The organism is Siccirubricoccus sp. G192, assembly GCF_019084075.1.
GTDB lineage: Bacteria > Pseudomonadota > Alphaproteobacteria > Acetobacterales > Acetobacteraceae > G192.
This window is the reverse complement of sequence record NZ_JAHREN010000001.1, coordinates 2,701,925-2,726,588: the sequence shown is the minus strand read 5'-3', so window position 1 is coordinate 2,726,588 and position 24,664 is coordinate 2,701,925. Positions and strand designations below refer to the sequence as shown.

At 71.8% G+C, this 24,664-nt stretch carries 25 protein-coding genes; 17 read left to right on the top strand and 8 right to left on the bottom strand.

Going from position 1 to position 24,664, the window contains the following annotated elements:
* Positions 1 to 446 precede the first annotated feature (446 nt).
* The 5 genes from KSF81_RS13035 (at position 447) to KSF81_RS13015 (ending at position 4,500) form a co-directional block, all read left to right on the top strand.
* Entirely contained in the window at positions 447 to 1,472 is a 1,026-nt protein-coding gene (locus KSF81_RS13035; protein ID WP_217379349.1) for a bifunctional UDP-sugar hydrolase/5'-nucleotidase, read from the top strand.
* A 62-nt stretch (positions 1,473 to 1,534) separates the two neighbouring features.
* On the top strand, positions 1,535 to 1,999 hold the full coding sequence (gene greB / locus KSF81_RS13030; RefSeq protein WP_217379348.1) for a transcription elongation factor GreB: 465 nt from the start codon (positions 1,535 to 1,537) through the stop codon (positions 1,997 to 1,999).
* 66 nt (positions 2,000 to 2,065) lie between these two features.
* Positions 2,066 to 3,154 (top strand): hypothetical protein, encoded by a 1,089-nt coding sequence (locus tag KSF81_RS13025; protein ID WP_217379347.1) that lies wholly within the window; start codon positions 2,066 to 2,068, stop codon positions 3,152 to 3,154.
* 39 nt (positions 3,155 to 3,193) lie between these two features.
* Positions 3,194 to 4,096, top strand: coding sequence for an alpha/beta fold hydrolase (locus KSF81_RS13020; protein ID WP_217379346.1), 903 nt, complete (start codon positions 3,194 to 3,196; stop codon positions 4,094 to 4,096).
* An 86-nt stretch (positions 4,097 to 4,182) separates the two neighbouring features.
* Positions 4,183 to 4,500 carry an ankyrin repeat domain-containing protein gene (locus tag KSF81_RS13015; protein ID WP_217379345.1) on the top strand — a complete coding sequence of 106 codons (318 nt, stop codon included), beginning with the start codon at positions 4,183 to 4,185 and terminating at the stop codon, positions 4,498 to 4,500.
* A 428-nt stretch (positions 4,501 to 4,928) separates the two neighbouring features.
* Here the strand turns inward: KSF81_RS13015 and KSF81_RS13010 are convergent, their stop codons facing one another.
* Both KSF81_RS13010 and KSF81_RS13005 read right to left on the bottom strand, forming a co-directional pair.
* On the bottom strand, positions 4,929 to 6,341 hold the full coding sequence (locus KSF81_RS13010; protein WP_217379344.1) for a CoA transferase: 1,413 nt from the start codon (positions 6,339 to 6,341) through the stop codon (positions 4,929 to 4,931).
* Positions 6,342 to 6,358: 17 nt separating this feature from the next.
* Complete coding sequence (locus tag KSF81_RS13005) at positions 6,359 to 6,730, bottom strand: nuclear transport factor 2 family protein (protein WP_217379343.1); 372 nt, start codon at positions 6,728 to 6,730, stop codon at positions 6,359 to 6,361.
* 36 nt (positions 6,731 to 6,766) lie between these two features.
* Here KSF81_RS13005 and KSF81_RS32125 point away from each other — a divergent pair, with 36 nt between their 5' ends.
* The 3 genes from KSF81_RS32125 to KSF81_RS12990 all read left to right on the top strand — a co-directional run bounded on the left by KSF81_RS32125 (position 6,767) and on the right by KSF81_RS12990 (position 8,746).
* Positions 6,767 to 7,150 carry a general stress protein gene (locus tag KSF81_RS32125; protein ID WP_375293326.1) on the top strand — a complete coding sequence of 128 codons (384 nt, stop codon included), beginning with the start codon at positions 6,767 to 6,769 and terminating at the stop codon, positions 7,148 to 7,150.
* A 210-nt stretch (positions 7,151 to 7,360) separates the two neighbouring features.
* On the top strand, positions 7,361 to 8,356 hold the full coding sequence (locus tag KSF81_RS12995) for a tripartite tricarboxylate transporter substrate binding protein (RefSeq protein WP_217379342.1): 996 nt from the start codon (positions 7,361 to 7,363) through the stop codon (positions 8,354 to 8,356).
* 9 nt (positions 8,357 to 8,365) lie between these two features.
* Complete coding sequence (locus KSF81_RS12990) at positions 8,366 to 8,746, top strand: YkvA family protein (RefSeq protein ID WP_217379341.1); 381 nt, start codon at positions 8,366 to 8,368, stop codon at positions 8,744 to 8,746.
* 110 nt (positions 8,747 to 8,856) lie between these two features.
* Here the strand turns inward: KSF81_RS12990 and KSF81_RS12985 are convergent, their stop codons facing one another.
* Positions 8,857 to 9,918, bottom strand: a complete 1,062-nt coding sequence (locus KSF81_RS12985; RefSeq protein ID WP_217379340.1) for an LLM class flavin-dependent oxidoreductase — start codon at positions 9,916 to 9,918, stop codon at positions 8,857 to 8,859.
* A gap of 123 nt (positions 9,919 to 10,041) precedes the next feature.
* Here KSF81_RS12985 and KSF81_RS12980 point away from each other — a divergent pair, with 123 nt between their 5' ends.
* Complete coding sequence (locus KSF81_RS12980) at positions 10,042 to 10,986, top strand: tripartite tricarboxylate transporter substrate binding protein (RefSeq protein WP_217379339.1); 945 nt, start codon at positions 10,042 to 10,044, stop codon at positions 10,984 to 10,986.
* 77 nt (positions 10,987 to 11,063) lie between these two features.
* Here KSF81_RS12980 and KSF81_RS12975 read toward each other — a convergent pair whose 3' ends face one another.
* Positions 11,064 to 11,441 carry a DUF4440 domain-containing protein gene (locus tag KSF81_RS12975; protein ID WP_217379338.1) on the bottom strand — a complete coding sequence of 126 codons (378 nt, stop codon included), beginning with the start codon at positions 11,439 to 11,441 and terminating at the stop codon, positions 11,064 to 11,066.
* Positions 11,442 to 11,637: 196 nt separating this feature from the next.
* Here KSF81_RS12975 and KSF81_RS12970 point away from each other — a divergent pair, with 196 nt between their 5' ends.
* A complete protein-coding gene (locus KSF81_RS12970; RefSeq protein ID WP_217379337.1) occupies positions 11,638 to 11,913 on the top strand; it encodes a DUF6489 family protein in 276 nt (91 codons plus the stop codon).
* A gap of 9 nt (positions 11,914 to 11,922) precedes the next feature.
* Complete coding sequence (locus KSF81_RS31475; protein WP_217379336.1) at positions 11,923 to 12,852, top strand: energy transducer TonB; 930 nt, start codon at positions 11,923 to 11,925, stop codon at positions 12,850 to 12,852.
* On the opposite strand, the gene KSF81_RS12960 is transcribed toward KSF81_RS31475, so the two are convergent.
* Positions 12,849 to 13,763 carry an SMP-30/gluconolactonase/LRE family protein gene (locus KSF81_RS12960; protein WP_217379335.1) on the bottom strand — a complete coding sequence of 305 codons (915 nt, stop codon included), beginning with the start codon at positions 13,761 to 13,763 and terminating at the stop codon, positions 12,849 to 12,851. The two genes, KSF81_RS31475 and KSF81_RS12960, sit on opposite strands and share 4 nt — an antisense overlap.
* Before the next feature lie 11 nt (positions 13,764 to 13,774).
* Positions 13,775 to 14,752, bottom strand: a complete 978-nt coding sequence (locus KSF81_RS12955) for a tripartite tricarboxylate transporter substrate binding protein (protein WP_254453504.1) — start codon at positions 14,750 to 14,752, stop codon at positions 13,775 to 13,777.
* Between KSF81_RS12955 and KSF81_RS12950 the strand changes: the two genes are divergently transcribed.
* The 3 genes from KSF81_RS12950 to KSF81_RS12940 all read left to right on the top strand — a co-directional run bounded on the left by KSF81_RS12950 (position 14,751) and on the right by KSF81_RS12940 (position 19,256).
* Entirely contained in the window at positions 14,751 to 15,539 is a 789-nt protein-coding gene (locus tag KSF81_RS12950) for a hypothetical protein (RefSeq protein WP_217379334.1), read from the top strand. The two genes, KSF81_RS12955 and KSF81_RS12950, sit on opposite strands and share 2 nt — an antisense overlap.
* Before the next feature lie 124 nt (positions 15,540 to 15,663).
* Complete coding sequence (locus tag KSF81_RS12945; protein WP_217379333.1) at positions 15,664 to 16,524, top strand: dioxygenase; 861 nt, start codon at positions 15,664 to 15,666, stop codon at positions 16,522 to 16,524.
* A 440-nt stretch (positions 16,525 to 16,964) separates the two neighbouring features.
* Entirely contained in the window at positions 16,965 to 19,256 is a 2,292-nt protein-coding gene (locus KSF81_RS12940) for a DUF3141 domain-containing protein (protein WP_217379332.1), read from the top strand.
* Between the two features lie 31 nt (positions 19,257 to 19,287).
* Here KSF81_RS12940 and KSF81_RS12935 read toward each other — a convergent pair whose 3' ends face one another.
* A complete protein-coding gene (locus KSF81_RS12935; RefSeq protein WP_217379331.1) occupies positions 19,288 to 20,097 on the bottom strand; it encodes an enoyl-CoA hydratase-related protein in 810 nt (269 codons plus the stop codon).
* A 132-nt stretch (positions 20,098 to 20,229) separates the two neighbouring features.
* On the opposite strand from KSF81_RS12935, the gene KSF81_RS12930 reads away from it, so the two are divergent.
* The 3 genes from KSF81_RS12930 (at position 20,230) to KSF81_RS12920 (ending at position 23,574) form a co-directional block, all read left to right on the top strand.
* Complete coding sequence (locus tag KSF81_RS12930; RefSeq protein WP_217379330.1) at positions 20,230 to 21,945, top strand: amidohydrolase family protein; 1,716 nt, start codon at positions 20,230 to 20,232, stop codon at positions 21,943 to 21,945.
* A 223-nt stretch (positions 21,946 to 22,168) separates the two neighbouring features.
* On the top strand, positions 22,169 to 22,558 hold the full coding sequence (locus KSF81_RS12925) for a RidA family protein (protein WP_217379329.1): 390 nt from the start codon (positions 22,169 to 22,171) through the stop codon (positions 22,556 to 22,558).
* A 23-nt stretch (positions 22,559 to 22,581) separates the two neighbouring features.
* Positions 22,582 to 23,574 (top strand): NADPH:quinone reductase, encoded by a 993-nt coding sequence (locus tag KSF81_RS12920; protein WP_217379328.1) that lies wholly within the window; start codon positions 22,582 to 22,584, stop codon positions 23,572 to 23,574.
* A gap of 112 nt (positions 23,575 to 23,686) precedes the next feature.
* Here the strand turns inward: KSF81_RS12920 and KSF81_RS12915 are convergent, their stop codons facing one another.
* Positions 23,687 to 24,664: a tripartite tricarboxylate transporter substrate binding protein gene (locus KSF81_RS12915; RefSeq protein ID WP_217379327.1), complete on the bottom strand. Its 978-nt coding sequence runs from the start codon at positions 24,662 to 24,664 to the stop codon at positions 23,687 to 23,689.

Sequence of the window (24,664 nt, the reverse complement as noted above, 5' to 3'; positions counted from 1 at the left end):
GGCCTCCTGCGCGCCGGTGGTGGCGCCGGTGCCGGTGGAGACGACCCGCCTCACCTTCCTGCATGTGAATGATGTCTATGAACACCTGCCGAAGGACGGCCAGGGCGGCCTGGCCGAGCTCGGCACCCTGTTGGAGCGGGAGCGCGCCGCGGCGCGGGGCCCGGTCTTCACGACCTTCGGTGGCGACCTGATCTCACCCTCCCTCGCCTCCTCCATCACCGAGGGGCGGCACATGATCGGGATCTTCAATGCCCTCGGCACCGATGTCGCCGTGCTGGGCAACCATGAATTCGATTTCGGCCCGGAGGTGACGCGGGCCCGCATCGCCGAATCGCGCTTCCCCTGGCTCGGCGCCAATGTGCTGGGGCCGGATGGACGGCCCTTCGGCGGCACGGTGGCGACGGTGATGCGGCAGGCGGGGGGGCCTCAGGATCGGCTTCGTCGGCGTGCTGACGCCGGAGACCGCCCGCGTCTCCCGCGCGCCCGGCATCACCTTCACCCCCAGATTGCCGGCGCTGCGCCAGGCCGCGGCGGGGCTGCGGGCGCAGGGCGCCGATCTCGTGGTGGCGCTGACCCATCTGGACTTGGCCCGCGATCGCGAGGCGCAGCGGGTCCCGGGCGTGGACCTGGTGCTCGGCGGCCACGACCACGACCCGGCGGCGCTGCTGGAAGGCAACGTGCTGCTGCTGAAGGCGGGGTCGGACGCCCGCTGGCTCGGCGTGGTGGAACTGGCCGTGGAGCGGCAGCCGGGGAAGCCGGCGGCGATCCGCAGCATCGGCTGGCGTATGGTGCCGGTCATCGGGCTGCCGCCCTCCCCCGCCATCCTGCCGCTGGTCACGGCGGTGGAGTCGCAGCTGGACCAGGCGCTGGGGCAGCCCCTGGCCCGGCTCGCCCTGCCGCTCGACAGCCGGACCAGCACGGTGCGCAACCGGGAGGCAGCGCTCGGCAACCTGGTGGCGGATGCGCTGCGGGCGCATTTCGGGGCCGATGTCGCGCTCATCAATGGCGGCGGGCTGCGCGGCAACCGCGAATACCCGGCCGGGCACCAATTGACCCGGCGCGACCTGGTCAGCGAGATGCCCTTCGGCAATGTGGTCATGCTGCTGGAGATCAGCGGCGCCGACCTGCTGACGGCGCTGCGGAACGGCGTGAGCAAGGTGGAGGAGGCGGATGGCCGCTTCCCGCAGGTCTCCGGCCTGACCATGACCTATGACCCGCAGGCGCCCGCGGCCAACCGGGTCCGCGAGGTGAGGGTCGGCGGCCAGCCGCTCGACCCTGCCCGGCGCTACCGGCTGGCCACCACCGACTACCTCCAGGGCGGCAAGGATGGCTACGACGTGCTGAAATCCGCCCGGGTGCTGGTGGATGCCAGCGGCGCCATGCTGCTGGTCTCGGTGGTGGCGGATGCGGCGGCGCGCGCCGGCACCATCGCGATGGCGCCGGAGGGGCGCATCCGCGCCGTCCCGCGCTGAGCGGCGCGTCCGACGAGGAGGAGGAAGGCCCGCCCGGCCTGCCGCCCGGCACCCCCTTCTACATGACGCCCGCCGGCCATGCCGCCCTGGTGGAGGAGTTGCGCCGGCTCTGGTCCGAGGACCGGCCGAAGGTGGTGGAACTGGTCGCCTGGGCCGCCGGGCTCGGCGACCGCAGCGAGAACGCGGACTACCAGTACGGCAAGCGGCGGCTGCGCGAGATCGACCGCCGCGTCCGCTTCCTCCGCAAGCGGCTGGAGCGGGTGCAGGTGGTGGACCCGGGGCGGCAGGCGCGGCGCGACCAGGTGTTCTTCGGCGCGACCGTCACCTATGCCCGGGAGGACGACCAGGAGGTGACGGTCACCATCGTCGGCATCGACGAGACCGACCTGGCCCACGGCCATATCAGTTGGGTGTCCCCGGTGGCGCGCGCCCTGCTCGGCGCCCGCACCGGCGACCTCGTTCGGGTGCGCGCGCCGCAGGGGATCGAGACGCTGGAGGTGCTGGCGATCTGCTATCCCGAAGGGTGATCGCACGGCACGGAAACATTGCGGGGCACGCGGCGTTCCCCGGCAGCAACCAGCAGACAGGTCCCCATGCCGGATCAGGCCGAACGGCCCCCCGCTCCTGCCGGCTCCCCCGCCTTCACCGGCCACGGCGCCGCCGCGCTGCCCGCGGTGACGGTCGATGCCTATAATGCGGAGCTGCGGACGCCGGAGGGCTTCCTCGGCGACCGCGCCAATAGCCGCGCCTTCAAGTCCATCCTGGACGACTGGCGGAAGAAGCTGCGGGAAACCGATGAGGACCCGCTCGGCAAGACCCGGACCGAGGAGGTCAGCCGCGCCCAGCTCGACCAGCTTCTCGCCAATGGCGGCCCCGAGGTGGGCGGGCTGGTGCTCGGCGTGGTCGAGGAATTCGCCCAGGCCCTGACCGGGGTCGTGAAGCGCCTGCTGCGGCTCAAGGACTGGCAGGATACCGAGCGGATCGTCATCGGCGGCGGCATGCGGGCCAGCCGCGTCGGCGAGCTGGCGATCGGCCGCACCGCCATGCTGCTGCGCGGCGAGGATTGCGCGGTGGAACTCGTGGCGATCCGCCATGACCCGGACGAGGCCGGGCTGATCGGCGGCCTGCACCTGGCGCCGCCCTGGATCTTCCAGGGGCATGACGGGGTGCTGGCGGTGGATATCGGCGGCTCCAATATCCGCGCCGGCGTGGTGCGGCCCAACCTGAGGAAATCGCCGGACCTCGGCGCCGCCGAGCTCTGGCAAGCCGAACTCTGGCGCCATGCGGAGGAGAAGCCGGGGCGGGAAGCGGCGATCGACCGGCTGGCGGGGATGCTGCAGGACCTGGTCCGCAAGGCGGCGAAGCGCGGCATGAGGCTGGCGCCCTTCATCGGCATCGGCTGCCCCGGCCGCATCGCGGAGGATGGCGGCATCGAGGCCGGGGCGCAGAATCTGCCCGGCAATTGGGAAAGCAGCCGCTTCAACCTGCCCGCCCGCATCCAGGAGGCCCTGCCGGAGATCGACGGCCACGACACCGTGGTCGTGCTGCACAACGACGCGGTGGTGCAGGGGCTGAGCCAGACGCCCTGGATGCAGGATGTGGCGCGCTGGGGCGTGCTGACCATCGGCACCGGCCTCGGCAATGCGCGCTTCACCAACCGGGGCGGCGCGCCGCGGAAGTAGCCGCGGCCCATTGCCAGCCCCGCCCCGCCGGCGCAGAGAATGCGGCGTGACAGCAAGCGGGACCGCGGAGTGATGCAGCAGGCGATGGCCGGAACCCTGGAAGCGCCGGAGGCCCTGCTGGCCCGACTGGATGCCGCGGCGCGGCGGATGGAGACGCCCTGCGGCGATGGCCTGATGGTCTGGCGGAGCTGGGGCGAGGGCGAGCCGCTGGTGCTGTTCCATGGCGGCTCCGGCTCCTGGCGCCACTGGATCCGCAACATCGAGCCGCTGGCGCGGCACCGGCGCGTGGTCTGCCCGGACCTGCCGGGCCTCGGCGAGAGCGCGATGCCGCCGCCAGCCGAGACCCCGGCGCCGATCGCCACGCTGGTGCGCCAGGGCCTCACCGAGATGCTGGGCGAAGGCACCCGCTACGACCTGGCCGGCTTCTCCTTCGGCGCGCTGATCTCGGGCCATCTGGCGGCGCAGGCGGGGCCGGGATTGCGCAGCGTGACCCTGATCGGCGCCGGCGCGCTCGGCCTGCCGCGGCCGCGCACCGAATTGCTGAAGGTGCGGGACAAGCAGGGCGAGGCGCGGATCGCCGCGCACCGGCACAACCTGGCCACCCTGATGCTGGCCGATTCCGGGCAGATCGATGCGCTGGCGCTGCTGGTGCAGGAATGGAACACCGAGCATGGCCGCTTCCGCAGCCGCGGCTTCGCGCATGGCGCCTCGCTGCGGGAGGCCATCGCCAAGGCGCGCGCGCCGGTCGCGCTGATCTATGGGGAACGCGACGCCATCGCCTGGCCGGAGCTGGAGCGGCGCTTCGAGGCGCTGCGCGCGGTGCAGCCGGAGGCCTGGACCGGGGTGATCCCCGGCGCCGGGCATTGGGTGGCCTATGAGGCGGCGGGGGCCTTCAACGCCATGCTGCTCGACATGCTGCGCCGCCGGGTGGGCGCGGCCTGAAGCCGGCGGCCTGTCCCGGGACATTTTCATTGTCGTTCGGACCTTGGGCCGCCGCTGCCGCGTTCCCCCGGCAGGAGGAATCGGCCATGAGCACGCAGGATGAAACCGATCTGATTGCCGCAGTCTGTGCCGGGGACATTGCGGGGCTGCGTGCGCGGCTTTCGCCCGCAGGCGACGCGAAGGACGACTGCTCGGCCGGCCTGCCGAATGGCCTGACCCCGCTGATGGTCGCCGCCGCCTGCGGCCACCAGGATGTAGTGGAGTTGCTGCTGCAATGCGGGGCCGATCCAACACGGCGGGACAGGCATGGACGGAGTGCCGCCGCCCATGCCCGCGTGTCAGGTCACCCGCATTTGGCGGAACGGCTCGACATCGTGGTGGACCAGGAAAAGACGATGCGTTGAAGGCGGGCCGGTACAGTCCGCGCGCTTCCGGCATCCCTGGATGCCGGTCTGCGATGCCGCCCCGGCTGCCATGGGCCCCGCCGTCGTGGTGTGCGCTGGCCCACAGTCCTGCCGCGCGGCGCAAGGGCAGGATGCCGTGGCGCAGCCCTCCCGCGCAGCCCGCAGCCGCCGGAGCCTTCCATGCAGCCGCACCCGCCTGCCACCGCGAGATACCAGACCGAAAGACGGTCCTGGGAGGGCCGGACCGGCTCTTGCGAAGGCTGCCCGCACCGCCGGGCCGCAGCCCTGGCCCCGCTGCGGCCCTGGATCGCGCCACCGCGCCTGCCGGAACTGCTGACCCAGCCGCGCCCGGAGGCGCCGGCCTAGGTGCTGCGCCAGGGCAAGCCCCGTCCGGGCGGAAGCACCGGGGCGGATGTGGGGCCTTGCGCCTATTCCGCCCAGACGGGCGGATGCGTTCCCAGCGGCACCGAGGGCAGCGCCCAATGCGGCGGCGTTGCGGAAAGCCGGCCGGAATGGCGCATGGCGGTCAATTGGCCGAAGCCACTCCCGCTTTCCTCCAGCAGGTCGCCGATATCCTCGATCCCCGGCACGGTGGCGGCGAAGCCTCCGGGCAGCCGGCCGAGGCGCCGCAGCCACATGCCGGTGCCGACCAGCGAGACCCGGACCAGCCAGCTTCCCCCCTCCTCCGCCCGCCGCAGCAGCGCCGCCAGTGTGCCGAAGGCCAGCAGATAGCCCGAGGCGTGGTCCAGCGCCTGGCAGGGCAGCACCTTCGGCCCCTCGGTGCCGGCCGCCTCGGCCTCGGCATGGTTGAAGCCGGTCGCGGTCTGCACCAGGCTGTCGAAGCCGCGCCGCGCGCCCCAGGGCCCGACCTCGCCATAGGCCGAGAGCGAGGTGCAGACGATGCCCGGCCTGAGCGCCGCCAGCTCGGCCGGCGCGAAGCCCTGGCCAGCGATGGCGCCGGGCCGGTAGCCCTGCAGGAAGACATCCGCCGATTTGTCCCCTTGGGCCACCAGGCCGCGCAGCGCGGCGCGCCCCGCCTCGCTCCGCAGGTCGAGCTGCGTGCTGCGCTTGCCGCGGCCGGTATCCACCAGCAGATGGTCGAAGGAGGGCAGGTGCGCGGCGCTGACATGCAGCACGTCGGCGCCATGCGCGGCCAGCGTCCGGCCGCAGACCGGGCCGGCGATGACCCGGGTGAGGTCCAGCACGCGCAGCCCCTGCAAGGGCCGCGCCGCTGCCGGGGGCAAGGGCGTGGGCGGCGCCTCGCCGATGCGCTCGATCCTGAGCGGTGGCAGGCCGGCTACCGCCTGGCCCTGCGGATGCGCGTCCCATTCGGCGAAGCTGCGCATGGCGGAGACGCACATCCCGGCCTCGGCCGCGGTATCCTCGAAGGCGAAGGCGGTCCAGCCCTGCAGCGCCGCCGCCACGGCCTGCCGGTTGCCCTCGCAGCCGAGCAGGCGCAGCACGCCGGCGCGATGATGCGGGAAATTGGTGTGCAGCCGCACGAAGCGCCCATCCCCGCACCGGTAAGTGCCGGCGATGCTGTCCCAGGGGTCGCGTGGCCCCTGCCCGGCCAGGCGCATATAGTGCTCGCTGTGGAATTCGAGGGTGGCGTGGCGCATGTCCACGCTCGCCTGCTGCGCCTGGCCGCTGCGGCGGCGATGGATCTCCGCCACGGCCGCGGTGGCCGCCGCGACGGTGGATTGCGCTGCGGCGCCGACCCGGAAGGAGGAGGGCAGCGCCGGCTCCGTGCCGGTCAGCGCGACAGGATCAGGCCCGCTCTCGCCGAGCCCGGCCTGGCGCCAGAGCGTGGTGAGGATCTCGCCGGGGGTGGGGTCCGCCATTCTTGCATCCTCCTCGTTCAGAGCGGCGCGCCGTAGAGCGCCTCGCCCTCGATCTGCCGGCCGGCCGCATCAAAGCGCATCGCCTCCGCGGCGCGGGTGCGGCGGCCGTCCACATGGCCCTCATAGAGCACCACCATCTCCCGCGCCGCCGGATCGGCCACCACGCGGTCGAGCACGAAGCGGATCTCGCCGATGCTGCCGAGCGCCGCCTGCCAATAGGCGCGCAGCGCCGGCTTGCCCTGGAGATCGGCGCTGCCGGTAAGCGCCAGGGCCTTCGGGCTGCGGAACCGGGCCTCCTCGGTGAAATGCGCCAGCACGGCCTCCAGGTCGCGGCGGTTCCAGGCCGCGATCCAGGCCCGGGCGAAATCCTGCATCTGCTCCCGCGTCATCGCCGGCTCCTTCTCCTCGTCGGCAGAGTAGGACCGATGCGGGGCCGCCGCGAAGCCTGCGTCGCGACCTCCGTTGATGTCGCGGTCGCGGGCGGAACGGGCGGGAAACCGCAGCGGCACCCGGCGTTCGTATCCCGGGCCCTCATGGCGGGGGCTCCGCGACACACGAAACGGATAGAAATGACCATGGCGAACCAGAAATCCGGCGGTAGTGGCGGCAGCTCGGGCGGCGGCAAAAGCAATCCCGGCAATTTCGCCAATGACCGTCAGAAGGCATCCGAGGCCGGCCGCATGGGTGGCCAGCACCAGGGCAAGGAGAACAACCCCGGCAACTTCGCGAACGACCGCGAGAAGGCCGCCGAAGCCGGCCGCAAGGGCGGCCAGCAGAGCCATAGCGGTGGTGGCGGGCATCGTTCCTGACGCGGCGCAGCCGGGGGCGCCGGGACTCACCGCCCCGGCGCCCCTTTCGCGAGTCCTGCAAAGGATGCTTCCTGGCCACCCCGCGCCGTGATCTCCTCGCCATCGGGCAGCGCTTGCAGCCCGGTGCGATGCAGGAGGTTGCGATGCGGCTCCCCCGCCATTCCTTGTTGCCTGCCGGTGCCGGCCCGGCAGCCCCCCCTGGGGCAGCGCATGGACTGGCCGCGCCGCGCCCTGCTCGCCGGCGCCATGCTGGCCGCCGCCCTCGCCCCGGCGCGCACCGCCCTGGCGCAGCCCGCCGCGACACCCTGGCCGGATCGGCCGGTGCGGCTGGTGGTGCCGAACCCGCCCGGCGGCTCCACCGATGTGCTGACACGGCTGCTGGCGGAGCCGCTGCGGGCCCGGCTTGGCCAGCCCTTCGTGGTGGAGAACCGGCCCGGTGCCGGTGGCAATCTCGGCGTCGACAGCGTGGCGAAGGGACCGGCGGATGGCTATACGGTCAGCGCCGCGACGGTGACGCAGTATGTCGTCAACAGCTTCCTCTACCGGCAGATGCCCTTCGACGCGTCGCAGGACCTGGTGCTGGCCTCCGTCACCTGGGAGCTCGCCAATGTGCTGGTGGTGCCGAGCGCGCATGTGCCGGCGCGGACCGTGGCAGAGTTCATCGCCTGGGCGCGGGAGCAGCCGGGCGGGCTGGTCTTCCCGACACCGGGCATCGGCACCACGGCGCATCTGCTGGGCGAGTTGTTCGGGCGCCGCTATGGCGTGGCGGTGACGCATATGCCCTTCCGCGGCGCCGCCGAGGCGATGCCCGCCATGCTGCGGGGCGACGCGCATTTCGCGATCGACGGCCTGGCCAGCTACCTGCCGCTGGTGCGCGGCGGCCAGGTGCGGACGCTCGCCATCACCTCGGCCGAACGCTCGCCCCTGGTGCCGGAGACGCCGACCTTCAAGGAACTGGGCATGCCGGAATTCGGGCTGACAAGCTGGGGCGCCTTCGCCTTCCCCGCCGCCACGCCGCGCGCCGTGGTGCAGCGCCTGTCGGAGGCGCTGCAACGGATCGCCGAGGACCCGGCGATGCAGGCCCGCTTCCAGGAGGCGGCGGCACGGCTTCGCGGCACCAGCATCGAGGAGGCGATGGACCGTGCGGCGCGGGAACGGCCGCGCTGGGAGGAACTGGTGCAGATCTCCGGCGCCCGGGCGGAGTGAGGGCTGGCGGTGCTCGCGCGGCTTCGCCTCCGGGCGCAGGGCCTCAAGCGGGATGTGCATGCGCTGTATTTGGCGGCACGCGACCCGCGGGTGCCCTGGCCGGCCAAGCTGGTGGCGGCGCTGGTTGCCGGCTATGCGCTCTCGCCGATCGACCTGATCCCGGATTTCATCCCGGTGCTGGGTTACCTGGATGATCTGGTTGTCCTGCCGCTCGGCATCCTGCTGGCCATCCGGCTGGTGCCGCCGTCCTTGCTGGCGGAGCATCGCGCCACGGCGGCAGCGGCGGCGGCGCGGCCGGTCAGCCGGCTTGCCGCCGGGCTGGTGGTCGCCGCCTGGCTGGGCACGGCGCTGCTGCTGCTCTGGCTGTTCTGGCCGGAGGCGGCGGAGTGACTCGCCGCTAGAGCATGATGCGTTCACCTTCGTTCACGCATCATGCTCCAGGCCTTTGTTTGATTGCGTGATTCACGCTTTTCGGTGCGAGCACCTCAAGCGATCGCGCTCTATTCCGCCGCGCTGCGCCGCGCCTGGAAGGCGGGCGCGACATGGGTCATGAAGAGGCGGATCGAGTCCCGCGCCGCCGCCGCCGGCATCGGCCCGAGCCGGAAGGAGCAGATCACGCCGCCAACCCCGGTTTCGTCGATCTCCGCCATCTTCGCGGCGACCGTGGCCGGGGAGCCGTAGATCAGCGCGTGGTCCACCTGCACCCGGGCCGGCGGCGCCACTTCCTGCACCATGCGGATGCCCTGTTCGGCATAGATCCGCTCGCGGAGCGCGCGGCGATGCTCCTGCATGGCTTCGAAGGCGGGGATGCCGATGCGGGCCGCCTCGGCATCCGTCTCCGCCACCACCACATTGCGCCAGACCCAGCTGTTCGCCATGCAGTCCGCGACATGCGCCGCGTCGAAGCCGGACTCCGCCAGGGTGGCGCGATAGGCGGCCAGCCGCGCCCGCGTCGCCTCCAGCGACTGCACGTTCATCAGGAAGGGCAGGCCGCGCCGCGCCAGGTGCAGCGCGCCTTCCTCCGAAGACGCCGCGCGCAGCACGGTGGGATGCGGCCGGGTGAAGGGGGCGGGGCGCAGCCGCGGCACCTTCAGGTCCCAGAATTGGCCGTGATGCTCGAAGCCTTCCGTGCTGGTCCAGGCCTGCAGCATGATGCCCTCGGCCTCCGCATAGCGCGGCCCCGCCTCCTGCCAGTCGATGCCATAGCCCTGGTATTCATAGACATTATAGGCGGTGCCGCGGCCGAGCCCGACGATCAGCCTTCCCTCCGTCAGGTTGTCGAGCAGCGCGATCTGCTCGGCCAGGCGGATCGGGTGGTGCAGCGAGACCTGCGCGACCGCGAAGCCGATCCGGATTCGCCGGGTGCAGGCGGCGACCGCGGCGGCGAAGGTGACGGGATCCACATAGGCGCAATTGCCGTCGAAATGGTGCTCGGCCAGCCACAGCACCTCGACGCCGAGTTCGTCGCAGAGCTTCGCCTCCTCCAGGCTTTCGCGGATGACGCGGGCATCGCTCTCCGGCTCCCGGCTTTCGGGGAACAGGAAGTTGCTGAACTTCAGCATGGGCGTCTCCGTGCGGGCTGCGGCGGGGAGAGCCTAGCGGAGATGCGCGACGCGGCAACCGGGCCGCTTGCAGCGGCCGGGCAATGGGGTGCTAGGCTTGCACGGACCGCCCGGAGCCGTCGCATGGGTTTGCGCCCGATCCTGCTCGCCTTCCTGCTGCTTTTGCCGGTGCCGGCCGTGGCCTGGCCGGACCGGCCGATCCAGCTTCTGGTGGGCTTCGCGCCGGGCGGCAATATCGACATCGCCGCGCGCCTGGCCACGCCCTTCCTGGAACGGCACCTCGGCGGCGCGGCGATCACGGTGGTGAACCGGCCCGGCGCCGGCGGCGCGATCATGCTGGCCGAGGCGGCGGCGGCGCGGCCGGACGGTCATCTGCTGGCCTTCGTCTCCTTCCCCGCCCTCGTCACCGCGCTGCATGACAGCGCACCGCGCTACACGCTCGGCAGCTTCGCCTATGTCGGGTTGCTGACCGACGAGCCCTATACGCTCTTCGTCGGCGGCGCCACGCCCTATCGCAGCCTGGCCGAGCTGGTGGCTGCGGCGCGCGCCCGGCCAGAGGAGATCACGATCGCCGGGGCCGGCGCCGGCGGCGCGCCGCAGCTTGCCCTCCAGCAACTGGAGCAGGCGGCGGGCATCCGCTTCACCTGGGTGCCCATGCAGGGCGCGGCGCAGGCCCTCACGCTGGTGCAGGGCGGGCATGCGGCGGGCGCTGTCTCCACCGTCAGCCTGACGGTGAAGCAGCACCAGGAGGGCCAGGTGCGTATCCTCGGCCTGATGGATGCGGCGCGCTGGGCCCGCACGCCTGACATCCCGACCTTCCGCGAGCAGAGCTTCGCGGTGGAGGCCGGCTCCGCCCGCGGCTTCGCCCTGCCCGCCGGCACGCCGGAGCCGATCCTACGGCGCTTCGAGGCAGCGATCCGGCGCACCGCCGAGGATCCGGGATTCCAGGCCCAGGCGGCGCGCGACTACCTGATCGTCCGGCACATGGACCAGGCCGCGATGACGGCATTCGTGCAGGCGCAGGACCGGCACTACGGCGCGCTCTGGCGCCGCAGCCCCTGGCGTTGAGACGGACGCCACGCGGCCATCACGGCCGATCCCGCCCACAGGGCCGGCCCTGCTGTGCCCTCCGCCAGCCGGATCATTCAGGCGGAGGCGTTCCAGATGTCCCGGTGCCACTTCCAGGCGCCGCCCTCGCGCTTCCAGAGCACGATGTATTTGATGGGAATGGCGCCATTGGCGGTGCCGACCTCGCCGCGGGCGACCTCATAGGCCATATCGCCCACCACCTCCACCTCAAAGGGGTTGAGGCGGCAGGAGGTGGCGCCGAGTTCCCTGGCCGCCTGCTGCCAGAACCGGCGGATACTGTCGCGGCCGGAGACGATCTCGCCGCCCGGCGGCAGGATGATCGCGTCGCTGGTATAGACCCGGTCGAGGGCGGCGAAGTCGCCCTGCTGGATCACCACCTCATCGAAGATCCGGTTGACCTCGCGCATGTCACGCAGCGTCGCTTCGTCGGCCATGCGATCCTCCCTGGTGCTTCCCTGTCCCAGCCCTGCGACGCTGCCTGGACGCCTTCGAAACGGTCAACGGCAACCGCGTGGTGTGGATACGCTGGCACAAGGCGGCCGGGCCAAACCGGGATCAGGACAGCCCCGGTCTAGCCGCGGCCCGGCAATCGGCCCATATCGCCCGGCATCGGATGAGACCGCAGAGCCCATGAAGATCAATGTCGAGATCGACTGCACCCCGGAGGAGGCCCGCCATTTCCTCGGCCTGCCCGATCTCCGGCCGATGCAGGAGGCGGTGATGGCCAGGCTGCAGCAGCAGATGCTGAACGCGGTTTCCGCCGCCTCCCCGGAGGCGCTGCTGAAGGGCTGGATGCCGCTGCTGCCGCAGACGCCGGAGCAGATGCAGCAGGCCATGACCAACCTGTTCCGCATGTTCACCCCGGGCGGGGGTGGCGGATCGGGCGGCAAGCCCGGCCCGGGCTGACCCGGGAGCGTGCGGGCTTCGCTGGCCGGGCTGCGGCGGCGGCCACCCCGCGGCTGGAGAGTGCTGCGGCCGGGGCTGGTCGCCTCGATCCTGCTGCATCTCGGCTTCGTGGTGCTGGTGGTGCTGGCGGCGCTGCAAAGGGAAAGGCCGCCGGAGCCGCTGCCCCCGCCCGCCTTCGCCGTGGGATCCGAATCCGGCTCCCCGGACCGCCCAGCCCAGCTGGAGTCCCAGGCCGCGCCGGTGCCGCCACCACCGGTGCCGGAGGCCGTGCCAGCCCCACCCGCGCCGCCTCCCATGCCGCCTTCCCTGGCTGCGCCGCCCGCCCCGCCCCTGCTGGCCACACCCCTGCCGCCACCGCCGCCGGCCCCGCCACGCCCGGAGGAACAGCCGCAGGCCGAGGCGGCGCTGCCGCCATCGCCCCTGGCCCCGGCCCTGCCAGCCCCGCCCCCGCCGGCCCCCGCCCCGCCGCGCCAGGCGCAGCCGCAGCGCCTGCCCGGGGTCTATATGCCCGAAGCCTTCGCCCTGGCGCCGCCGCGCCAGGCCGCCCGGCCCCGCACGGCGCGCCCCAGCCTCGATCTCAGCCTCGACAGCCTCGCGGCGATCGGCCGCGCCACGCCGGAGCCGCAGGCGGAGGTGCGCGGCGCCCGGGTCGGCCCGGACTGGCGCAATGCCTTCCGCGCCTGGCTGGAGGCGAACAAGCACTATCCGGAGAATGCCCGCGTGGTGGGGGAGCAGGGCACCACCCGGGTGGAATTGCTGGTGGAGCCGGATGGCCGGGTGCGCTCGGCGCGGCTGCTGCGGCGCTCGGGCTCGGTCTGGCTGGATGCGGGAACGCTGTCGCTGTTCCGCGGCGCCAGGCTGCCGCCCTTCCCGCCCGGCGCCGATCCCTCCGGCGTGACGGTGGACCTGACGATCAACTACATCCTGATCCGGAATTAGCCCTCCACGTGCGAATAGAGCCCCTGCCCCGCCACCGGCAGTTCCGCCGCCAGCACGCAGCCGCTATCCGCCTCCGTGATGAGAAGCGTATTCCCGCGGTAGCAGAGATTGGTGGTGGAGAGGCCGCGGCAGGAGCGGATGCGGAAGATCGGCTCGCCCAGCCGCGAGAAGATCCAGACCGTGCCGAGCCCGCAATGCGCCACCGCGAGGTTGCCCTCGGCATCCACGGCCAGCCCATCTGGTCCCGCCAGCCCGCCCGAGAGTTGCAGGAAGGCCGCCACCTTGCTGGTGCTGCCATCCGGGTGCAGCGGCAGGCGCCAGACCTGGTTGGCCCGCGTCACCGCCAGCAGCAGGTGCCGCCCATCCGGCGTCAGCACCAGGCCGTTCGGGCTCGGGATGCCCTCCAGCACGCAATCCACCGCGCCGGTGGCGGCGCGCATGCGGTAGAGCCGGCCACTCGGGTCCTGCAAGCCGCTCTGGCCCTGGTCGGTGAAGTAGAGGTCGCCGTTCCCGGCGAAGGTGAGGTCATTGAGGCCGCGGAAGCCCTCGCGTCGGAGCCGCGGCAGCACCGCATCCAACCTGCCGCTGCGCGGGTCGAAGGCCAGCAGCCCGCGGCGGTGGTCGGCGATGAAGACGCGGCCGTCGCGATGCAGCGCCAGCCCGTTCGGCTCCCCGTCATATTCCAGCGCCAGCGACCAGGCGCCGTCCGGCGAGATGCGGAACAGGCGGCCGAAGGGGATGTCGCTGACCCAGAGATGCCCCTCGCGGTCGATCGCCGGGCCTTCCAGGAAGGAATGCGCCTGCTGGTCATCCTTGCCGAAGAACCAGTCGGAGCGGCGGCCGGGCTGGCGATATTCCGGCGGCAGCTCGGCGAAGACGCGGGTAGCCAATTCGGGCGGCGCGGCGAACATCGGGGCGCTTCCTATTCGATGGTGATGCCGGCATCCCGCACCAGCCGGCCCATGGCCTCGCGCCGTTCCGCCACATAGCGCGCCGCCGCCTCCGGCGGGCTGCCGACGGGGATGGCGCCGATGGCGGCGAAGCGGTCACGCACCGCAGGCAGGGACAGCGCATGGCGCACCGCGGCATGGATGCGCGCCAGCACCTCGGGCGGCGTGCCGGCGGGGGCATAGAGCCCGTTCCATTCATCCAGCACCACCGCCGGCAGCCCGGCCTCTGCCATGGTCGGCACCTCCGGCAGCGACGGCACGCGATGCGCCGAGGCGATGGCGAGCGCCCGCAGCCGCCCATCCTGGATCAGTTGCGTCGCCGAATTCACTGTGGCGAAGGCGAAGACCACATTGCCGGCGATGATGTCCGGCAGCACCGCCGAGCCGCCGCGATAGGGCACATGCGTGATGTCGAGCCCGGTCTCCCGCAGGAAGAGCGTGCCGGCCAGATGCGCCCCCGTGGCATTGCCGGAGGAGCCATAGGAAAGCCGCCCCGGCCGCGCCCGCGCCCAGGCGATGAACTCGGCCAGCGTCGTCACCGGCAGCGCGGGCGGCACCACCATGATCTGCGGCAGCACGGTCAGCAGGCTCACCGGCACGAAAGCCTGGGCATAGTCGAAGCGGAGGCCGCGCAGCAGATGCGGGTTCACCACATGATTGAGCGCATCCACCATCAAGGTATGGCCATCCGCCGGCGCCTCCGCCACTGATGCCGCGCCGATCGAGCCGGCGCCGCCGGGGCGGTTCTCCACCACCACAGGCTGGCCGAGGAACTCACCCATGCCGGGCGCGAGCAGCCGCGCCGTGGTATCGGTGCCGCCGCCCGGGGTGAAGGGAGAGACGATGCGGATGGGGCGCGTCGGAAAGCCCTGCCCGAGTGCCGGCCCCATGGCGAGCGTGGCGGCCGCGGTCAGCAGCGCGCGGCGGGAGGCGCGGATGGCAGGGCGCATGGATGTTTCCTCCGCATCCAGGCTGGCCGCGCGGGCTCCCGGGGTCAAGCCGGCGCCCGCATTGCGCGCCACCCGGCCGCCCCGCATCATCACGCCAAGGACATCAGGGGAGGCGGCGATGCTGGCGGGCGAGGCGGTGGTGGCGATCTGGAACGGGGTCGCGGAAGAAGGCTGGGAGACGAACTACGCCTGGCACTTGCAGGAACACGTGCCGGAGCGCGTCGGCATCCCCGGCTTCAACCGCGGCCGCCGCTACCGCGCCATGGATGCCGCCACCCATCCGGCGCTCTTCACGCTCTATGAGGTGGACACCATGCAGGTGACGCAGGGCCAGGACTATACCAACCGCCTGAACGCCCCCACCGCCTGGACCCGCGCCGCCGGCCAATTCTCGCGTGACACCTCCCGCGGCCTGGCGCGGGTGGTGGCGAGCCATGGCCCCGGCGTGGGCGGCGTGCTGCTGACGCTCCGCTTCGACGCCGCGCCCGATGCGCAGCCCGCCATCACCGCCCTGCTGCGGGAGGCCGCGGCGGCACCGCGCATCACCGGCGCGCATCTCTGCACCGCCGATGCGGGGGCGAGCGGCGTGGTCACGGAAGAGAAGCGCGGCCGCACCGATATCGGCGCCCCGCCCACCTGGTTTGCCCTGGTCGAGGCGACGGATACCGCGGCGCTGGCGCCCCTCCTGCCGGAAGTGGCGATGCTGGCGGCCGGCGCCCGCGGCCCGTTCCAGCGCGGCCTCTACCGGCTGGAATACCTACGCACCAAGACCGCCTGGGCGCCGTGATCCCCCCTCTCCGCCACCCGTGATCGCGTTCCGCCGGGGCGGTCGCGTGGGGCCTGTGCCATGCTGGGCGCGGGCACCCCGGCCGGGTCGTCCTGACCATGTCCACAAGCGAGGAGACGCCGTGATGGACCAGGCCCATGTCACCTATACCGAGGCCAACCTCACCCAGGCCGTGCTCGGGCGCATCCGCCCGGATGCCGACCCGCGCATGGCCGAGATCATGGCCGCGCTGATCCGCCACACTCATGATTTCGTGCGCGAGGTGCGCCTCACCCCGGAGGAATGGGGCCAGGGCGTGGCCTTCCTCACCGAACTCGGGAAATGGTGCGACGACAAGCGGCAGGAGGTGATCCTGCTCTCGGACGTGCTCGGCGTGACCATGCTGGTCGATGCCATCGCCCATGCCGGCGACGGGAATGTCACCGAGACCACGGTGCTCGGCCCCTTCCACCGGGAGAACCCGCCGGTGCTGCCGGATGGCGCCGATATCGCGCCCGGCATGGCGGGCGAGCGCCTGGAAGTGGTGGCGCGGATCGCCGATGCCGAGGGCAACCCGCTGCCCGATGCGCAGGTGGATGTCTGGCACGCCTCGCCGGAGGGATATTACGACAGCCAGATCGGCGATGGCGAGGCGCATAGCATGCGCGCCCGGCTGCGCAGCGGCGCCGATGGCATGGTGCGCTTCACCACCATCGCCCCCGCCAGCTACCCGGTGCCGCATGACGGGCCCGCCGGCCGCATGCTGGCCGCCATGGGCCGCGGCCCGATGCGGCCGGCGCATCTGCATTTCTGGATCAGGCGGGAGGGCTACCGCGACCTCGTCACCCATGTCTTCGCGGCCGGCGACCGCTACCTGGAGGAGGATGCGGTCTTCGGCGTGAAGGCTTCCCTGGTGGCTGATTTCGAGGCCGCCAGACGGCGCGGCGAAACCCCTGACCTGCGGTTGGAATACGAGTTCCGCCTGCCTCGCGCGGCCGCGGCCTGAGGCGGGGCGGGGCAGTGGCGCGGCTGCCGTAGCAGCCGAGCGTGCCGGCCCGCCGCCGAGGCCGGGCTTCTTCCGCGGGCGGCAGGGCAATGCGCGGATTGACCAGCCGCTCGACTTGTCGCTCCACTATGTAACTCAATGTTTCGAATTCAACTTTTCAGTTCAGATGGCTTGTGGGCGCCGTCGCTTCGGCTTATAGGAAAATGGTCAACTCCCGCATTTGGGAACCCCGTATCGGGTGCTGCACTGCGATATTATTTTTAATTCCGCCCTTGCTTCTGCGCAAACCGGAGCGCTTCCCGGCGTTGACGCCCGGCCACCAAGCCCGAGCAAGGTCCATGGCCCTGAATTCCTGAGATGGCCGATGCCCTCCCGTTCCGGGGCTGGACCTGATCCCTGCCGCGATGCAACATAGTTTGTTCCATGAGGATCCATCCCGCATGACGATGGTCACCCCGCCACCTGGCCGCGAATTCCTGCTCCGCGGCGCCGAGACCATGACCCGCGTGCTTGGCCAGGCCCGGGCGCTGGCGGATGTGGCCAACCGGCAGGCCACTAACCTGCTGCCCGCCCTTGCCGCGTCGACGGCGCCGCCGCGCCTGCCCGCCGATCCCGTCAACCTGGCGCGGGACGCCGCGGAATACGCCATCGATGCCAGCCAGCGCGCCATCCTGTTCTGGGACACCATGCGCCAGGCCGGCAATGCCTTCGTCGAGCATGAGGCCGAGGGCTGCCCGCCAGTCCTGGTCTTCGACTGGGAGATGGTGCTGGACGGGCGCAGCCTGCCACGCCCCTGCAACTACGCCCTGGTGCGCATCAAGGTGCCCGAGGGCGCCCGGCCCACCGACCCGAAGCTGCAACCCTTCGTCATCATCGATCCGCGCGCCGGGCATGGCGCCGGCATCGGCGGCTTCAAGTCGGACAGCCAGGTGGGCGTCGCGCTGCGGCGCGGCCATCCCGTCTATTTCGTGATCTTCTTCCGCGACCCGGAGCCCGGCCAGACCGTGCTCGACATCACCGCGGCGGAAACCGCCTTCCTGCGCCGCATCCACGACCTGCACCGGGAGGCGCCGAAGCCCGTCGTGGTCGGCAATTGCCAGGGCGGCTGGGCGGTGATGATGCTGGCCGCCTCGCAGCCCGAGCTTTGCGGTGCCCTGGTGCTGAATGGCGCGCCGCTCTCCTACTGGGCGGGCGAGCGCGGCCGCAACCCGATGCGCTACCTGGGCGGCCTGGCCGGCGGCTCCTGGCCGGCGGCGCTGCTGGCCGATCTCGGCAATGGCAAATTCGACGGCGCCAACCTGGCGATGAATTTCGAGGCGCTGTCGCCGGGCAACACCTGGTTCCGCAAGTATTTCAACCTCTATGAGAAGGTGGATTCCGAGGCGCCGCGCTTCCTGGAATTCGACCGCTGGTGGGGCGGCTTCTTCCTGATGAACCGCGACGAGATCCTCTGGATCGTCGAGAACCTGTTCATCGGCGACCGCTTCGCCCGCGGCGAGATCTCCGCCGGCAGCGGTGCCACCTTCAACATGCGGGCGGTGCGCAGCCCGGTGATCGTCTTCGCCTCGGCCGGCGACAACATCACGCCGCCCGGCCAGGCGCTGCGCTGGATCGCGGATGTCTATCGCGACGAGCAGGAGATCAAGACGCTCGGCCAGACCATCGTCTACCTGATGCATGACGAGATCGGCCATCTCGGCATCTTCGTCTCCGGCGCGGTGGCGCTGAAGGAGCATTCGGAGATCGCCGAGACCCTGCAACTGATCGACAGCGTGGCGCCCGGCCTCTACGAGATGGTCATCACCGCCGATGCCGGCGGCAAGTGGCAGGTGGAGTTGCAGGAGCGCAGCATCGCCGCCATCCGCGCCCGGTCCGGCGAGGCGAAGAACGAGGCCTTCCCGGCGGTGGCGAAGATCGCGGCGCTGAACCAGGGCCTCTATGACATGTTCGCCGCGCCCCTGGTGCGCCAGCTCACGACCGAGCGGACCGCCGAGTTGCGGCGCCAGATGCACCCGATGCGCGCCCGCCGCCACGCCTTCAGCGACAGCAACCCGCTGATGGCACCCGTGGCGCCGCTGGCCGGGATGGTGCGCGAGAGGCGGGCGCCGGCCAGCCCCGGCAACCCTTTCCTCGCCTGGGAGCGCCTTTGGGCCGATGGCGTGGAACGCAGCTTCGACGCTTGGCGCGACATGCGCGATGCCTGGACCGAGACCGCCTTCCACGGCGTCTATGGCTGGCTGGCGGCCCTCGGCGTGGCCGGGGCCGGCACCGTCGCGGAGCCGCAGGCGAGCCCCCTCGCCGAGGCACCGGAGGTGCGGGATGCGCTGTCCCGCATCGCCACCGGCGGCTATGCCGAGGCCGTGGTGCGGATGATGATCCTGCTGGCCCAGGCGCGCGGCGGCGTGCGGCGCAACCGGCTGGTCCGCTCCGACACGCTGCTGCGCGAGGCGAAGCCCTTCGCCGAGATGACCGCGGCCGCCCGCCAGGCGCTGATCCGGGAGCAGACGGTGATCTGCACCATGGCGCCCGCCGAGGCCCTGGCCGCGCTGCCGAAACTGCTGCCGAAACCCGCCGACCGCAGCCGCGCCCTGGCAACGGTGGAGTCCGTGGCAGGGCCCGAGGCGGAACTCGGTGACGCGGCGCAGGCGATGCTGGGGCAGCTTCGCGCCACGCTGCGCAACGGCACCGCCCGCCTCCCGGCCTTCGAGGATGCGGCGATCCCCGCCGATTGAGGCGCGCGGCCCTTGAGAACCCCGGCCGGTGCTACCGCCCTTTGAACACCGGCCGGCGCTTCTCGACATAGGCCTTGATCCCCTCCACCCGGTCCTCGGTGGGGATCAACTGGTAATAGGCCTCGATCTCGAAGAGCATGCCGCTGGCGCGGTCCATCTGGAGGCCCTGGCTGATGGCCTTCTTCGCCTGACGGACCGAGAGCGGCGCATTGTCGCGGATGATCCCGGCGGTGCGCAGCGCCTCCTGCATCACCGTGCCGGGCGCGCAGAGCCGGTTCACCACGCCCCAGGCCAGCGCATCCGCGGCGGTGAAGGGCTGGCCGGTGAAGATCACCTCCTTGGCACGGCGCTCGCCGATGCTGCGGGGCAGGTTCTGGGTGCCGCCGCCGCCGGGCATGATGCCGCGCGTCACCTCGGTGAGCGCGAAGCGTGCGGTGTCCACGGCATAGGCGAAGTCGCAGCAGAGCGCCATTTCCAGCCCGCCCGCCACGGCGGCGCCGTTGATGGCGGCGATCAGCGGCGGCGGGCAGGCCAGCAGCGCGCGGAAGCAGCGCTCATAGAGGTAGTGCTGCCGGGTGAAATCGGCATCGCTCATGCCGTCCCGCTCCTTCAGGTCGGCGCCGGCGCAGAAGACGCGGTCGCCGGCGCCGGTGAGGATGACGCAGCGATAGGCATCGGGCTCGGCCTCCAGCGCGCCGAAGATCACGAGCAGTTCCTCGGCCATGCGGGTGGTCAGGGAATTGGCGCGTTCCGGGCGGTTCAGCGTGACGGCCAGCACCTGGGCGGATGGTTCCGTGGCAGTAATGGTGGCAAATTCCTGGCCGAGGGCGGCGAGTTGCATCCGAGGGACTCCTCTGTCTGCGACGGAGGCTAACCCCGGGGCCGTCCGTGTCCACACCCCCAGGGTTGGCCACCGGCCCGGAACCCCCTACCCTGCCGGGCAATTCAAGGCGGTAGCGGAAGGAAGCGGCGCATGGGCATCGAGGCCGATCTGGTCATCCGGGGCGGCACCGTCCTCGACGGCACGGGGCATGAGGCTTTCGAGGCGGATGTCGCCATCACCAATGGCCGCATCACCGCGGTCGGCAAGGTCGCGGGCAGCGGCCGCGAGGAGATCGCGGCGAAGGGCCGCATCGTCACCCCCGGCTTCGTCGACCTCCATACCCATTACGATGGCCAGGCCGTGTGGGACCAGCACCTTGCGCCCTCCGCCTGGCATGGCGTGACGACGGCGGTAATGGGCAATTGCGGCGTCGGCTTCGCCCCGGTCCGCAGCGGCGACCGCGACACGCTGATCGAGCTGATGGAGGGGGTGGAGGACATCCCCGGCCCGGCACTCGCCGAGGGGCTCGATTTCCAGTGGGAGAGTTTTTCCGAGTTCCTCGACGTGCTGGACGCGAAGCCGCGCGACATCGACATCTGCGCCCTGGTGCCGCATGCGGCGGTCAGGGTCTATGTCATGGGCCGCCGCGCGCTGGAGCTGGAGCCGGCGAACCAGGCCGAGATTGCCACCATGCGGCAGATCGTGGGCGATGCGGTGCGGGCCGGCGCCTTCGGCTTCTCCACCTCCCGCACCATCAGCCACAAGACCCTGAAGGGCGACCCGACGCCCACGCTCCGCGCGCAGGAGGATGAACTCACTGGCATCGCCCTTGGCCTGCGCGATGCCGGCACGGGGCTGCTGGAACTCGTCTCGGACTGGAACACGCCCGACCCCGCCACCGAATTCGCCATGGTGCGGCGGGTGGCGGAGCGGAGCGGCCGGCCGATCGTCTTCTCCCTGACGGCGCGGCATGACCGCACCGAGGCCTGGCGCGAGTTGCTGGCGCTGTCGAACCAGGCGGCGGCGGATGGGCTGCCGATCCGCCCGGTCTTCCCGCCACGGCCGATCGGCATCCTGCTCGGCCTTCAGGGCAGCCAGAACCCGTTCAGCGGCACCGAGAGCTACAAATCCATCGCGCATCTGCCGCTGGAGCAGCGGGTGGCGGCGATGCGGGAGCCGGCGATGCGGGCGCGTATTTTGTCCGAAGACCGCATCAAGGGCAGCAATTTCCCGCTGATCACGCGGCTCAGCTTCGACCGAATGTTCCCCTTCGGCGATCCGCCGGACTATGCGCCGCCGCGCGAGAACTCCATCGCCGCCATCGCCGCGCGCCAGGCCATCAGTGCGGAGGCGGCCGCCTATGACATGCTGCTGGCGGATGGCGGCCAGGGCTTCCTCTTCGCACCGCTGACCAATTATGCCGACTACACGCTGGATGCGAGCGCGGAACTGCTGCGGCACCCCAATACCATCGTCGGCCTCTCCGATGGCGGCGCGCATGTCGGCTTCATCTCGGATGGCAGCTTCCCGAGCTTCCTGCTGGCCTATTGGGGCCGCGACCGGCGCGAGGGCACGCTGCCGCTCGCCGATCTCGTGCGCCGCCAGACCTCCGACACCGCCCGCGCCGCCGGCCTCCTGGACCGCGGCGTGCTGGCACCGGGGATGCGCGCGGATGTGAACGTCATCGATTTCGACGCGCTCAGGCTGGAGCGGCCGGAGATGCGCTGGGACCTGCCGGCCGGCGGGCGGCGCCTGTTGCAGCGGGCGCGCGGCTATGACGCCACCATCGTCGCCGGCGCCGTCACCTACCGCGATGGCGAGGCGACGGGCGCCTTGCCGGGGCGGCTGGTGCGGAGCGCGGCGTAACCGCTGCTCCGGCTCCGGCACGACGGGGCGGATCCTTCGAGCGGGCCAGGCAGCCCGGGCGCGCCCGCGGCGGCCAACAGGCCGAGCAGCGGGCGGCGCGGAATCCTGGCCATGGCGGTGCCCCCCGGACTCTGTTGCGGAGGTGGCCTCCGCCCTTCGCCGGCCCTGTCAAGCAAGCCGCTGCCGCGCCAGAATGCGCCGGAACCCAAGGGAGGCTCGACCGATGGCCGATATCCAGCGCTTCGCCCCGCCGGCGGATGGCCGCCGCTTCCCGCCGCTCTCGCTCGCGGTGCGGCATGGCGCGACGCTGCATGTCTCGGGGGTCGCGCCCTATGACGCGGCGGGGCGGATCGCGGCGGGCGACTTCGCGGCGCAATTCGCCCAGGTGATGCAGAACCTGCGGGAGGTGCTGGCCGCCGCCGGCGCCGACCTGACGCGCGTGCTGAAGACCACCGTGCTGCTGACGCGGGCGGGCGACATCCGCGAGATGAACACGCTCTATGCCGCGGCCTTCCCCGCCGCGCATCTGCCGGCACGCACCACCTGCGTGGTGGCGGCGCTGCCGGTGCCGGAATTCCTGCTCGAGATCGAATGCATCGCGGCGCTGGACTGAGCCAGTCACAGGGAAACCCCACCATGCGCGCCATCTGGTATGAAAGGACGGGACCAGCCGCCGAGGTGCTGATGCAGGGCGAGCGGCCGGTGCCGCAGCCCGGGCCGGGCGAGGTGCGGGTGCGGCTGCTGGCCTCGGGCGTCAACCCGGCGGATTGCAACCGCCGCGCCGGCCGTGGCTATCCCATGGAATGGCCGCTGGTCATCCCGAACAGCGACGGCGCTGGCCTGGTGGAGGCGCTGGGCGAGGGCGTGGCGCCGGAACTGCTCGGCCGCCGCGTCTGGCTCTACAACGCGCAGCGCGGGCGGCCCTTCGGCACCGCTGCCGAGTTCACCTGCGTGCCGGCGGAGAATATCTCGGATCTGCCGGAGGAGGTGGATTTCGAGGCGGGCGCCTGCCTCGGCATCCCTGCCATGACGGCACATCGCTGCGTTTTCGCGGATGGACCGGTGCAGGGGCTGCGCGTGCTGGTTTCTGGCGGTGGCGGCGCGGTGGGCAATTACGCCATCCAACTTGCCCGCTGGGGCGGGGCGGCACAGGTGCTGGCCACCACGAGCGGCGGCTGGAAAAGCGAGGACGCGCTGGCGGCCGGCGCCGAGTCCGTGATCGATTACCGCCAGCCGGATGCCGCTCCAAGGATCATGGACGCCACCGGCGGCCATGGCGCGGACCGGATCGTGGAGGTGGATGTCGGCGGCAATATCGCGCTGTGGCCGGCGGTGGTGGCGCTGAATGGCAGCGTTATCGGCTATGCCTCGAAGGGAGAGGCCTCGCCGCGCATCCCCTTCGCCGCGCTGATGCGCCGCAACGTGAACCTCCGCAGCGTGCTGCTGAACAGCGCACCGGCCGCGGCGCGGCGCCAGGCGCAGGCCGATATCACGCGCTGGCTGCGCGAGGGCCGGCGGCTGCACCGCATCGCCGGGCGCTTCCCGCTCGGCGCGACGGCAGCGGCGCATGCGCTGGTCGAGGCGGGCGGGAAGCGGGGCACGGTGGTGGTCGTGCCAACCGAAGCCTAGAACATGATGCGTTCACCTTCGTTCGCGCATCATGCTCCAGGCCTTTGTTTGATCGCGTGATTCACGCTTTTTCGGTGCAGGCACCTCAAGCGATCACGCTCCAGGCCGCGCCTCAATCGGCGCGGATGCGGTTCTCCTGCACCACGCGGCCCCAGGTCTCGATCTGCGCATCGAGGAAGCGGCGCAGCTCCGCCGGGCTGCTCAGCACCAGCCGGGCTTGCTGCGTCTCCTCCATCTGCCGGCGGATGCGCTCCTCGTGGAAGGTCTCCAGCAGCGCGGCGTGGAAGCGGCCGACGATCGCCTCCGGCGTGCCATGCGGGGCGAAGACGCCCCACCAGGCCACCGCCTCCAGCCCGGGGAAGCCGGCCTCGGCGGCGGTCTGCGTCTCCGGCAGGGCGGGCAGGCGCTCGGTGCCGAATTGCAGCAGCGGCCGCAATTGCCCGCCGGCGATCTGCGGCGCCACCAGCGCGGCGCTGCCGATCATGCAGTCCACATGCCCGGCCACTGCGTCATTCACCGCCAGCCCGCCACCGCGATAGGGAAGATGCGCCATGCGGACCCCGGCGCGGGCGCTGAGCAGGATCATTGCCAGGTGCCCGATCGTGCCATTGCCGGTGGAGGCATAGCTGACGCCGTCCGGCCGGGCCTTCGCCGCGGCGAGCAGATCCGCCATGGTCCGGTAGGGCTTCGCCGTCTGGGTGGCGATGACATAGGGCGCACCACCGACCAGCATCACCGGGTCGAGGTCGCGGGTGAGGTCGAAGGGCAGGTTGCCGAGCAGCGCCGGCATGGTGGCGTGGCTGTCGAAGGTGAGCAGCCAGGTCTGGCCATCCGGCCGCGCCTTGGCCACCACATCGGTGCCGATGGAACCCGCCGCGCCGCTGCGGTTCTCCACTACGACAGGCACGCCGAGCCGCGGTTGCAGGCCGGAGGAGGCCAGCCGCGCCACCGCATCGGTGGAGCCGCCGGCGGCGAAGGGCACGACGATGCGGACCGTCCCGTTCGGCCATGCCGCCTGGGCGCGCAGCAGGGACGGAGCGGCAAGGGCGGGAAGCGCCGCCAGAACGGTGCGCCGCGTAGGCTTGGGCAT